We start from the raw sequence: 10,657 nt of genomic DNA, 5'->3' as shown, positions 1-10,657 counted from the left end.
AAACCGTAATACTTAGAAGTTGGTGCGTAATATTTTAAAATCGTTTCGCCCGTTTTATTTTTCACTGTTGGTGTTTCATCAAATAAAAATGAAGCTTGATGACTCAAACCAACAATATTTATCTTTTTCTTTCGAGCTGCATGTGCCGTAATTGGCTCAAAATCATTAATAATTAAATCATATTTTTCAATTGGAAAATGATTCACTTCATTCCAAAAAGATTTAAAACTATTCTCCTTAAAAATTCGTTTATACGAAACTTTCCCAAGCTGATTATAAAACAACGACAAGCCATTGTGATGTTTAAATTGATAATTTTCGAGTTGTAATTGTGAATTAGAACCACTCACAAAAACATTCAAATCTCCATATTCTTCAAGGATTGGTAACATTTTTTGCGCACGAGCCAAATGTCCATTTCCTGTTCCTTGCAAAGCGTATAAAATTTTCATTTATTTTTTATTGAGAATTGAAACAATCAGTTCATCTAACGAATAATTGAACTCGATTTCTTCTAAATTTTGCATCAAAGTATGTTTATGTTCTTCAAAATAAAACACTGACCAATTTCCGTCTACACATTCTAAAGCAGATAAATTCTCAATCCAATCCCCCGAATTCATATAAACACAAATTCCTTTATCCGTTTTTACTTTTCGCAATTGTGGTTGATGAATATGTCCACAAACTACATAATCATATTCATTTTCGATCGCTAATTCGGCAGCAGTTTGTTCAAAATCATTGATATGCTTCACCGCTTTTTTCACTGAATTTTTAATCTTTTGAGATAACGAATAACGTTCTCTTCCAAAAAACTCTAAACATTTATTGATAAAATAATTCAACTGAATTAATTTATCATAACCCCAACCACCTAATTTCGCAATCCATTTCGAATGTTGAATCGATGCATCAAACACATCTCCATGAAAAATCCAAGCGACTTTATCATTTTGTTTCAACATATATTTATCCGTTAAAAGAATATTTCCAAAACGCATTGTGGTAAATTTACGTAACAATTCGTCATGATTTCCTGTTATATAAACGATTGGAATTCCTTGTTCTGAAAGATTTAACAAATAACTAATAATTTGAAGATGCGTTTCTGGGAAATAACTTTTCTTAAAATTCCAAATATCCACAATATCACCATTGAGAATAATTTTTTTTGGATTGATTGACTGTAGATAAGCTAACAGCTCTTGTGCTTTGCAACCAAAAGTTCCTAAATGCACATCCGAAATAACAACAACATCAAGATTACGCTTCATTGATTTTTATTTAAATTTCGAAATCAAATATTACTTAAACGTTTTTTTAATCTTATGAAATCTTTATAAATTTGAGTCTAAATTGTAAAGTTATGAGCGAATTGAAATTCAAAACAAATATAAATTGTGACAGCTGTATCAAATCTGTAAAACCTTTTTTGGACGAAGCTGTAGGTAAAGACAATTGGAAAGTTGATACTTCTGATGAACGAAAAGTACTGACTGTGACAACAACCGAAGATGAAGAAGAAGTTGTAGAAGCTGTGACAGATGCAGGTTTTAAGATTCAGAAATTAGAAGAATAAATAAAAGCGATTCAGTAAACTGAATCGCTTTTTTGTTAGATTAACAATATATTCTTTCTTATTTTTTTACTACTTTTTGAGTAGAAGATTTTCCGTTAGAAGTAGTTTTAACTACATACGTCCCTTTAACTAATGAAGAAACATCTACATTTTGAACACCTTTAACTTCGAAAGATTTTACCAATTGTCCGTTAATATTGTAAACTTCTACAATTGTTTTATCTTTTACATTGAAAGAAGCTGTATTTGTCCATAATGTATTAGAAACTGCTTTAGTTAATGTTAAATTATCTGTACTCAAATTTGTACAAACATTTGCAGCCGTTTGTCCATTTCTAGGAGCAGCAGCAGCTACGTCAAAATCATTCTTATTATCATTTGTATCTTGACATCCTTTTAACTTTCTTTGAGCAGAATCAGTATTAGATAAAGCCGCAGTAGGACCAGATCCTTCATATTCATTAGACGTTCCAAAACCTACAAAATCAACGATATCTTTATCTGTTACATCAGTTATTGGATCAACATTAGATACAAGTGCTACTTTACCGTTCATGGCTCCTAATGCAAGAGCTGTAGCAGGAATTTGGTCTGGAGTTGGCAATGCATCTGTTCCACTATTACCTTTAGCTTGTTGAATTAAATAATATTTACCTGGCTGAATTGTAATATCTGCTAATACTTGTGTATTAGCTGCACTAACATTACCTGTAGCAGAAGCATATTGAAGTGAATGACCTTTTAATGTAACAGCTTAAGAGCCTCTATTAAACAACTCAATAAAATCATGCGTATATTTTGCGCCCGAATTTCCTCCTCCACCATAAACTTGACTAATCACAACTTGTCCAAATGATAAAGAAGATAATGCAGTAATTACTACTAAAGAATAAAATTTTTTCATATTATATCTGTTTTTAAATTATTATTATAAAGATAGTTAAAAAACAAATTCAATATACATAACGCAAAAAATTAACGATTTGGTAAAATAAAAAAGCAGCCAAAAGGCTGCTTCAACTATAAATTTTAAATTTATTTCTTAGATATGAATTGCATGTCCATATGCATCTTCTACCGCTTCCATAATAGCTTCTGCCATTGTAGGGTGCGCGTGAACAGATTTCATAATTTCATGTGCAGTAGTTTCTAATTTACGGGCTACAACTGCTTCTGCAATCATTTCAGTAACTCCATCACCAATCATGTGACATCCTAACCATTCACCATATTTCGCATCAAAAACTACTTTTACAAAACCATCAGCAGCTCCGTTTGCAACAGCTTTACCGTTTGCAGAGAATGGGAATTTTCCTACTTTTACTTCGTATCCAGCTTCTTTAGCTTTTGCTTCTGTTAATCCTACAGATGCAATTTCTGGAGAACAATAAGTACAACCTGGGATGTTTCCGTAGTCGATTGGTTCTACTTTTTCACCAGCAATATGCTCAACACATAAAATACCTTGTGCAGATGCTAAGTGAGCTAAATCTGCTCCTTTTACAACATCACCAATTGCATAATATCCTTTTACAGATGTTTCACAAAAATCATTGATAACTATTTTACCTCTTTCAGTTGCAATACCAACTTCTTCAAGACCAATATTTTCTGTATTTGGAACAACTCCTGCTGCTGATAAAACAACTTCTGCTTCAAGAATTTCTTCTCCTTTTGCAGTTTTAATTGTTGCTTTTACTAAATCTCCAGTTGTATCAACTCCTGTAACTTCTGCATTTGTTAAGATATTGATTCCAGATTTTTTAAGAGATAATTGTAATTGTTTCGAAATATCTTCATCTTCAACATTTACAATGCGTGGTAAAAACTCTACAATTGTCACTTTTGTTCCTAATGTATTGTAGAAGTGAGCAAACTCAACTCCAATCGCTCCAGAACCTACAACAATCATTGATTTTGGTTGCTTTTCCATTGCTAATGCACCACGGTAACCAATTACTTTTTTACCATCTTGTGGTAATGCAGGTAATTCACGAGAGCGTGCACCAGTTGCAATAATTATATTTTCTGAAGATAATTCACTAACAGAACCATCTGCTGCAGTAACTTTTACTTTTTTTCCTGGTAAAACTTTTGCTTCACCTTGAATTACTTCAATTTTGTTCTTCTTCATTAAGAATTGAACACCTTTACTCATACGATCCGCCACTCCTCTACTACGAGAAACAACATTTCCAAATTCGAATGAAATATCTGAAGGTAAGTTAATTCCAAAATCTTCTGCATGATTTAAGTATTTGAATACTTGAGCAGATTTTAATAAAGCTTTTGTAGGAATACATCCCCAGTTAAGGCAGATTCCACCTAATTCAGCTTTTTCTACGATTGCTACTTTTTTACCTAATTGTGCTGCTCTAATTGCTGCAACGTATCCTCCAGGACCACTTCCAATAACTATAATGTCGTAACTCATTTTTTCCATAATTTGAATGCTAATTTAATAATTATAACCCGAAAAAAAAGGAATTCCTTAAAATAGATTAAAATTTCTTACTTTTGCACTGTGAAAATATTCTTTGAAAATTACGCTGACGACTTACAGGTCGAAACTGAATTACCTTTAGAAGGTAGTTTATCACAAGCTATTGAGATTTTTCATAACCTACCTGATTATGACGGAAGTTATATTGGTTTGATGAATCAAGATGGGAATACTGTTCAGATTTCGAAATATGATCGATTTTTATTTTTAGTAGAAATCCCTGTTTACCAAGAACAAGCTTCATATTCAGTATTATTTACTTATTTTCAAGTAATGCAATTATTAGAAGATTTATACAAAGGATTTGATCCTTATAACATAAAAGGATTGAAATTTGAACAGTATTTAACAAAAAAAGCAACGAAATAATCGTTGCTTTTTTATTTTTATATTATTTAGATTTTACTGCCAAATATATTTCTCACCTAAACTTAACGTTGATTTCATCACATATTTTCCTTCCTCATTTTTTTCAGTTAATACTAAAATAGGATAATATTCACCTGCGGGAACCAATTTTGTGATATTTGTAGTAAAATTTAGCTTTTCAATTTTAGTAAAAGCAGAAATTGGTGAAACATCTAGATTTAGAAGTTCAAATCCATCTATTTCTTTAATTCCTGTTATATTTTGATTTGAAAAATATACCATTAATTTTAAGTCATTTGTAGGTTTATAATCTAAATTCTGTATAGAATTATCAACTCCACCAATTGTAACCATCAACGAATTGAAATCAATTTCTAATTTCCAACCTCCAACTAATTTTAGTTTTTTATTTACATTCGCTATGTTCAAAGAACTTTCTACAGGTGTATATATATCAGATAAAGTAGCGTCTATATTCTTTGTAGAAGCTAAAGTATTAGCATCTGTAACCTGAGGTAATTCTACATTCTTTACAACTTTATCAATTAAAATATTATTAGATTCTAAAGAAATTTTACTACTCAAAACTTTATAATTCAAAATAGAACCTGATTCTTTTTCTTTCAATAACAAAACTGGTGTATAATCTCCTTGTGCTAATGTTTCAAGATCTGAAGCTTTAAAAGTAATAGTAACGTTATTGAAGCTTGTTCCATTTCCTTCTAACTGCCCTAATTGTGCGTTTGTATTGATTTTATTCGGTAAATTATATAAATCTACAGATGTTTTTGATGGAGCAAAATATAAATCAAGAAATAAAGTCTGACTTGTTTTGTTTAAATAATTTGTCAATTTTCCTCCAGATATTTTATAGTTAGATGTATTTCCATCATTCGAAATTTTCCATACTCCTTCAAAAGAATAGTCTTTATTTATCGTAGTCGGTAAATTAATAATGTTTATACCATCTTGTTGAGCTGTAACAAAACTACTCATTATAATAGTTGCAGTAAAAAATAATTTAGTAAAAATATTCATAGGTTATATTTTAAGCTTTCCTACAAAAGGAAGAATTTAATTTACAAAAAGTGTTTAAAATTGGATTTTTTAATATTTATATACAAACTATTAATTTTTGATTAATTAATTTTACGTCGAATTATAGAATTATGACTAAAATATCACCAAAAGATACAGACCAGTTTGACAATTTTGTTCACAAAGAAACAACAACATTTGAAGATTTAACTGTTTTCGATCGCAACAATTTGGCACCAATATCTATTGATAATCAATTTGGTTTAATAGATAAAGAAGGAAATGTAATTATTCCGTTTCAATATCAAAAACTTGTGCTCACAACTGTTAATGCCTATAGCGCGCAAAAGGAGAATAAGTGGGGAATTATCACAAAATCTAACCAGATTTTGATTCCGTTCGAATATGATTTAACAAGTGATTTTATTGAAAATATTTGTGCTGTAAAAAAAGATGGAAAATGGGGTTTTATTGATTTATTAAATCAAGTTGTGATCCCGTTCGAATATGATGGTTGTACAGATTTTAGAGCTGGTTTAGCTGGAGTTGAAAAAGATGGAAAATGGGGAATGATTGATAAAAATAATCAGTTGATTATAGATTATCAATACGAATATTTAACGCCAGTCGATCAAAATTTTGCCACTTTTGGAGAAGCTACTTCACTAAAAATTGAGCGTCCAGATATATTAGCTTATTTTCCATATTTCTTATCAAAAGAGAATTATTTGATGCATTTTGGTTTAATTTCAACCAAAAACGAACAAATTTTAGGTCCAATTTCTGAATTACCAATTTTAGAAAGTTTCGAGAATCAAGCTGTTATTCGTCAAAATTATCAATTAGGTTACTTAAAAAATGGAAAAGATTTTGTGAAATTTGAACAATTTACAATCGATCCGTACGAAGAAAAAATCTTAACACAATTAGGAGTAATGAAATAAAAAAAGAGCTTTAAGAAAAGCTCTTTTTTTATTATCTATTGTTTTGGTTTATACTGCATATATTCATGATTTTCGCTCATCAACATTTTTTCCCCAACCACTTCAAAACCTTTTCTTTCGTACAATTTCTTTGCATTTGGGTTTGTAAAATCGACCAATAAACCTAATGTTTTGCCTTGCTTATTTCCTATTTCATCAATCAAATAATCCAATATTTTAGAACCTATTCCTTTCCCTCTAAAATCTTCAGAAACTGCAATTGTGTCAATATATATTTCACCTGCTTGTGTTTCATCTTGCGGATGAATAATTTGGTTATAATCATTTTTCAATAATTCTAAAACAGGTTTTCGAAGTTCTTCTAATTTTCCTCCGTCATAAAAAGTTGTTGTTCCAGCAAATTGATTATCATATTCTACAACAACTGTATTTTGATAACTATATTGATTTTCTTCTTGTTCAATTAATTTTTTCAAGAATAAAACTCCTTCTTCATAATCTGTTTTTCCGATAAAATCATAAACGATTTTATCCATCGCTAACATCATCAATCTTGCAATTGATAACGCATCTGTCTTTGTTGCTTCTCTAAAATTTAACATAAAAAAATAGCCTTGAGATTTCTCAAGGCAAGGCTAAGTTAGCAATAATTATTTTGAAATTATTTCGCTTTTAATTTATCTAACGTATTGTTATATCCTTCTTTTGCTTTTTCTCCAGCTTCTTTCGCTTCTGCTTTCACATCTTTTGCAGCTGCATTGATATCAGCTTTTGCATCTTTTGCAACAGTTTTAATATCTTCTTTTGCTTGATTAGCTTTTGCATCTACTTTATCTACAGTATTATTCACTCCATCTTTTACATCTTGCGCAGCATTATTTACAGCAGCTTTTGCATCAATCCACGCTTTATTAGCATCGTCATAAGCTTTTTGTGCAGCTTCTGTTGCAGCTTTATCACCTTTCGCTTTTGCTTCATCTAAAGCTTTTTTTGCTTCGTCTACTTTCGCTTTTGCATCAGTTTCTGATAATGTAGTTGTTGTAGTTGTCGTTTCTTTGATAACAGTCGTAGAATCATTCGCTAATGAATCTACAGTTACATTAGTTTCAGTTGTTTTTGAAGTTTCTTGTTTACAAGAAGTAGCAAATGATAATGAAGCAACTGCCACTAATACAAATAATTTTTTCATAGTTGTTTTTTTTTATTGTTTTAATAATAGAATCAGTTCTAACAATTTTAATACCAAATTGCGAACGATTATTGAATTAAAATTAAATCTTTTCAGAAAATAAAACAAGATTCTTATAGATAATTATTGATTAGAAGCACTTAGCATACGATCATTTCCAGAAATATCTTTATGAATGATTACATTTTGATAAAATTTTTGAAATAATTGTTTTGTCTCTTTTCCTAAATATTGATTGATTTCACAATAAATTTTACCATTCTCTTTCAAATGATTTTTAGCAAAATCTATTACTCGTTCATAAAAAATTAAAGCATCATCATTTTCAACAAAAAGCGCCAAATGAGGTTCAAAATTCAAAACATTTTGATGCATTTCTTTTTTTTCAAGATTTCGGATATAAGGTGGATTTGAAATAATTACATCAAATTTATGGTTTAATTGAATGTCTTCCAGTAAATTATTGTGATAAAAATTTATATTAACTTTTAAATTTTCAGCATTTGATTGTGCTATTTTCAATGCATTTTCAGAAATATCTAATGCTGAAACATTTGCATTTGGAAATAATTTTGCCAACGAAATAGGAATACATCCTGTTCCTGTTCCTAAATCAATCATAGAAATATCTTGATTTTGAGCATAATCATTTCTAATTAATTCAACCAATTCTTCCGTTTCTGGACGAGGAATTAATGTATGTTCATTCACAAAAAAGAAATCGTTATAGAAAAAAGCTTTTCCAGTAATATGTTGTATAGGTTGACCTTTTTTTAATTGTTCTAAATCTGATAAAATTTCAGTCGTTAATTCAATTTCATCTCGGCTAGATAAATCAAGATTCAACTTATCTTCTACATAAATCATGAAAATATGAGAAGCTTCTTCTTTATCATATAGTAATTGCAATTTATCTAAAAACAATTGTTTTAGCTCAACTAAAGTCATTTTGTTAAATTTTTGTAAAGTTAGATTTTATTAATTGAAAGTGCACGATTCTTGATTTCTAAAAAGTAACCAAAAAAGAAATCACAATGAAAATGAATAAATTATTATGTGCTGTTACGATGTTATTTATTAGTCACCTTTCTTTTGCGCAGATAGAAATTGATGGAAATAATAAAAAACTAACGTTAGATTGTAAGGGACAAAAAGTAGAAGTTGGCGGAAGTGGACATGTGATCAATTTGAAAGGAGATTGTACCAAAGTTGAAATCATGGGAACAAATAATACAATATCTGTTAATGGATTAACTTCTGCTGAATTAGCTGGCGAAGGAAATACATTATATTATCGTAAAGCATTATCTAAAAATGGTAAATTACCTCAAATAATTGAGGGAAATAATAATACAATTATCAAAAAGCAGTAAAAATCTTTTCATTTATTATGTCTTTAATAGTTAGAATCTCTTTCTTAATTGTATTATTAAAGAAAGGGATTCTTTATTTCTTAACATTTCCTTATTTTTTTTTCAAATTGGTTCCTAGCTGATTATAAATAAAATGTATTAATTAACTTGTCTAAACAACAAAATATCAATTAACACAAATTATTTATGAAAAAAAATTACTTCCTACTAAGTATGATTTTACTTGGTATAGATTCTTTTGCGCAGGAATACAAAATGCCCGTTTCTAGTGTTACTTCTAAACAAGAGGCACAAAGTGGTAATGAAGCTACTTTTAGCGCAGATGGTATATTAACGACAATGTACCATTCTAAATGGAATCAAAATGGAATCCCAGATCAATTAGATTTTAGTTTCAACAGTCAAGTTAAATCTATAAAATCCCTTGCCTATTTTCCAAGGCAAACAGGTACTAATGGAATTTGGACAAATGTTGAAATTTTATATTCAACTAAAGGTGATCCAACAAATTTCAAAACAGCGACTACGAGTGCTATAACATGGGCTGGAGATTCTACATCTAAAAAATTTGATTTTGATAAAGAAATTATCAATCCAGCAGTCATTAGAATAAAAGTGAATGCTGCTCTAGGAAATTTCTCGAGTGCTGCGGAAGTTGAGTTTTACTCGTCTGATCAAATTACTCCAATAGCTTCGGAGTGTGTAATACAAACAAATGAGTTCTCAAACTATAAGGATATGAAAGTTTCTCCATTAGTTACAGGTTCGTCAGCATCAAGTTTTCAAACAGGGGAAAACATAGAGCAATCATTTGATGGAGATTACAATACGCTTTATCATTCTAACTACAATTCTACTGAAAAAACTTTCCCTATTTCATTAATTTATGCTTTTGATGGAAACACACCATTAGATTATATGATCTATTATCCAAGAAATGATGGTGGAGTAAATGGTTTATTAGGAAAAGTAAAAGTTAGTTACAATACTATAGCTGACCCTACTTATATTGAAATTTCTACACAAGATTTTACGCAAACAAATGATGTAAGAAATATATCTTTTCCATCACAAATAAAACCTTCTTCTATCAAATTAGAAATTTTAGATGGCAAAGGAAATTTTGCAAGTGTTGCCAAGATGGAATTTTATCAAAAAAATTCAAACAAGTTTGATCAGAAAAAGTATTCAACAATTTTTAAAGATGATTTATTCTCAGAATTAAATTCAGGCGTAAATCAACAAACAATTGATGGAATTACTACATCTCCTTTTGTTAAATCTTTAGCACAATGTTTATTAGATAATAAATACAAAAAAATAGATCGTGTTAACGAACATAAAGCATATAAAACAATAGCTTCTATCAATAAAGAATACAAAATTGGAAATTACAATGCTTACGAAAATCCAACAGGAATAGTTTTTTCGGAAAAAACAACTAGCGTTATGTTTGTAAGTGGTATTCCTTCTGGTGAAAGTGTATATTTACGTGTTAGAGATTCTGCTAACGAAGCAAATGTAACTGATATCTCCTACCCTTTATCAAATGGAATAAATGCTATTGAAATGAAAAATAATGGATTAGGATATATTTCTTATTATTCTGATTCTAATAATCTACCAAATATAAAATTAAATGTGTAATCTTCCCTAAAA

Annotated in this window: 14 protein-coding genes; 5 read left to right on the top strand and 9 right to left on the bottom strand. The window is 29.4% G+C overall.

The window, feature by feature from the left end; translation table 11 throughout:
- Together B2X73_RS02990 and B2X73_RS02985 are read right to left on the bottom strand one after the other, a co-directional pair.
- Positions 1 to 452, bottom strand: a 452-nt coding sequence (locus B2X73_RS02990; protein WP_291095660.1) for a glycosyltransferase family protein, incomplete at its 3' end; no start/stop codon positions are given.
- Positions 453 to 1,277 (bottom strand): UDP-2,3-diacylglucosamine diphosphatase, encoded by an 825-nt coding sequence (locus B2X73_RS02985; RefSeq protein ID WP_038335849.1) that lies wholly within the window; start codon positions 1,275 to 1,277, stop codon positions 453 to 455. It abuts the gene before it with no gap.
- Between the two features lie 92 nt (positions 1,278 to 1,369).
- Between B2X73_RS02985 and B2X73_RS02980 the strand changes: the two genes are divergently transcribed.
- Positions 1,370 to 1,582, top strand: coding sequence for a hypothetical protein (locus tag B2X73_RS02980; RefSeq protein WP_180906652.1), 213 nt, complete (start codon positions 1,370 to 1,372; stop codon positions 1,580 to 1,582).
- A gap of 58 nt (positions 1,583 to 1,640) precedes the next feature.
- On the opposite strand, the gene B2X73_RS02975 is transcribed toward B2X73_RS02980, so the two are convergent.
- From B2X73_RS02975 to lpdA, 3 genes are all read right to left on the bottom strand, one after another.
- Positions 1,641 to 2,186: a T9SS type A sorting domain-containing protein gene (locus B2X73_RS02975; RefSeq protein WP_286494925.1), complete on the bottom strand. Its 546-nt coding sequence runs from the start codon at positions 2,184 to 2,186 to the stop codon at positions 1,641 to 1,643.
- Positions 2,187 to 2,336: 150 nt separating this feature from the next.
- The gene (locus tag B2X73_RS02970) at positions 2,337 to 2,486 is read right to left on the bottom strand and encodes a hypothetical protein (protein ID WP_280038151.1); all 150 of its coding nucleotides are present in this window, start codon (positions 2,484 to 2,486) and stop codon (positions 2,337 to 2,339) included.
- Between the two features lie 138 nt (positions 2,487 to 2,624).
- Positions 2,625 to 4,016, bottom strand: coding sequence for a dihydrolipoyl dehydrogenase (gene lpdA / locus B2X73_RS02965; protein ID WP_286494926.1), 1,392 nt, complete (start codon positions 4,014 to 4,016; stop codon positions 2,625 to 2,627).
- 90 nt (positions 4,017 to 4,106) lie between these two features.
- On the opposite strand from lpdA, the gene B2X73_RS02960 reads away from it, so the two are divergent.
- Positions 4,107 to 4,454 (top strand): hypothetical protein, encoded by a 348-nt coding sequence (locus tag B2X73_RS02960; RefSeq protein ID WP_219033995.1) that lies wholly within the window; start codon positions 4,107 to 4,109, stop codon positions 4,452 to 4,454.
- 33 nt (positions 4,455 to 4,487) lie between these two features.
- On the opposite strand, the gene B2X73_RS02955 is transcribed toward B2X73_RS02960, so the two are convergent.
- Positions 4,488 to 5,492 carry a hypothetical protein gene (locus B2X73_RS02955; RefSeq protein WP_286494927.1) on the bottom strand — a complete coding sequence of 335 codons (1,005 nt, stop codon included), beginning with the start codon at positions 5,490 to 5,492 and terminating at the stop codon, positions 4,488 to 4,490.
- A gap of 131 nt (positions 5,493 to 5,623) precedes the next feature.
- Between B2X73_RS02955 and B2X73_RS02950 the strand changes: the two genes are divergently transcribed.
- Positions 5,624 to 6,436 (top strand): WG repeat-containing protein, encoded by an 813-nt coding sequence (locus tag B2X73_RS02950; RefSeq protein WP_221857095.1) that lies wholly within the window; start codon positions 5,624 to 5,626, stop codon positions 6,434 to 6,436.
- A gap of 35 nt (positions 6,437 to 6,471) precedes the next feature.
- Here B2X73_RS02950 and B2X73_RS02945 read toward each other — a convergent pair whose 3' ends face one another.
- From B2X73_RS02945 to prmC, 3 genes are all read right to left on the bottom strand, one after another.
- A complete protein-coding gene (locus B2X73_RS02945) occupies positions 6,472 to 7,038 on the bottom strand; it encodes a GNAT family N-acetyltransferase (protein ID WP_219033998.1) in 567 nt (188 codons plus the stop codon).
- 59 nt (positions 7,039 to 7,097) lie between these two features.
- A complete protein-coding gene (locus tag B2X73_RS02940) occupies positions 7,098 to 7,625 on the bottom strand; it encodes a hypothetical protein (RefSeq protein WP_286494928.1) in 528 nt (175 codons plus the stop codon).
- Positions 7,626 to 7,748: 123 nt separating this feature from the next.
- Entirely contained in the window at positions 7,749 to 8,573 is an 825-nt protein-coding gene (prmC, locus tag B2X73_RS02935; RefSeq protein WP_125350425.1) for a peptide chain release factor N(5)-glutamine methyltransferase, read from the bottom strand.
- 92 nt (positions 8,574 to 8,665) lie between these two features.
- On the opposite strand from prmC, the gene B2X73_RS02930 reads away from it, so the two are divergent.
- Together B2X73_RS02930 and B2X73_RS02925 are read left to right on the top strand one after the other, a co-directional pair.
- Positions 8,666 to 8,998, top strand: coding sequence for a DUF3060 domain-containing protein (locus B2X73_RS02930; RefSeq protein ID WP_160279610.1), 333 nt, complete (start codon positions 8,666 to 8,668; stop codon positions 8,996 to 8,998).
- Positions 8,999 to 9,184: 186 nt separating this feature from the next.
- Positions 9,185 to 10,645, top strand: coding sequence for a discoidin domain-containing protein (locus B2X73_RS02925; RefSeq protein WP_286494929.1), 1,461 nt, complete (start codon positions 9,185 to 9,187; stop codon positions 10,643 to 10,645).
- Positions 10,646 to 10,657: the final 12 nt, after the last annotated feature.

The organism is Empedobacter sp. UBA7252 (genome assembly GCF_002472765.1).
Taxonomy (GTDB): Bacteria; Bacteroidota; Bacteroidia; order Flavobacteriales; family Weeksellaceae; genus Empedobacter; species Empedobacter falsenii_B.
This window is presented reverse-complemented; position numbering and strand designations above follow the sequence as displayed.

Excerpts from the sequence above, each read along its gene's own strand:
- B2X73_RS02940 (WP_286494928.1), bottom strand. The coding sequence starts at position 7,625 with ATGAAAAAATTATTTGTATTAGTGGCAGTTGCTTCATTATCATTTGCT.
- B2X73_RS02985 (WP_038335849.1), bottom strand. The coding sequence starts at position 1,277 with ATGAAGCGTAATCTTGATGTTGTTGTTATTTCGGATGTGCATTTAGGA.
- B2X73_RS02955 (WP_286494927.1), bottom strand. The coding sequence starts at position 5,492 with ATGAATATTTTTACTAAATTATTTTTTACTGCAACTATTATAATGAGT.
- B2X73_RS02925 (WP_286494929.1), top strand. The coding sequence starts at position 9,185 with ATGAAAAAAAATTACTTCCTACTAAGTATGATTTTACTTGGTATAGAT.
- lpdA (WP_286494926.1), bottom strand. The coding sequence starts at position 4,016 with ATGAGTTACGACATTATAGTTATTGGAAGTGGTCCTGGAGGATACGTT.
- B2X73_RS02980 (WP_180906652.1), top strand. The coding sequence starts at position 1,370 with ATGAGCGAATTGAAATTCAAAACAAATATAAATTGTGACAGCTGTATC.
- B2X73_RS02950 (WP_221857095.1), top strand. The coding sequence starts at position 5,624 with ATGACTAAAATATCACCAAAAGATACAGACCAGTTTGACAATTTTGTT.
- B2X73_RS02945 (WP_219033998.1), bottom strand. The coding sequence starts at position 7,038 with ATGTTAAATTTTAGAGAAGCAACAAAGACAGATGCGTTATCAATTGCA.
- B2X73_RS02930 (WP_160279610.1), top strand. The coding sequence starts at position 8,666 with ATGAATAAATTATTATGTGCTGTTACGATGTTATTTATTAGTCACCTT.
- prmC (WP_125350425.1), bottom strand. The coding sequence starts at position 8,573 with ATGACTTTAGTTGAGCTAAAACAATTGTTTTTAGATAAATTGCAATTA.
- B2X73_RS02970 (WP_280038151.1), bottom strand. The coding sequence starts at position 2,486 with ATGAAAAAATTTTATTCTTTAGTAGTAATTACTGCATTATCTTCTTTA.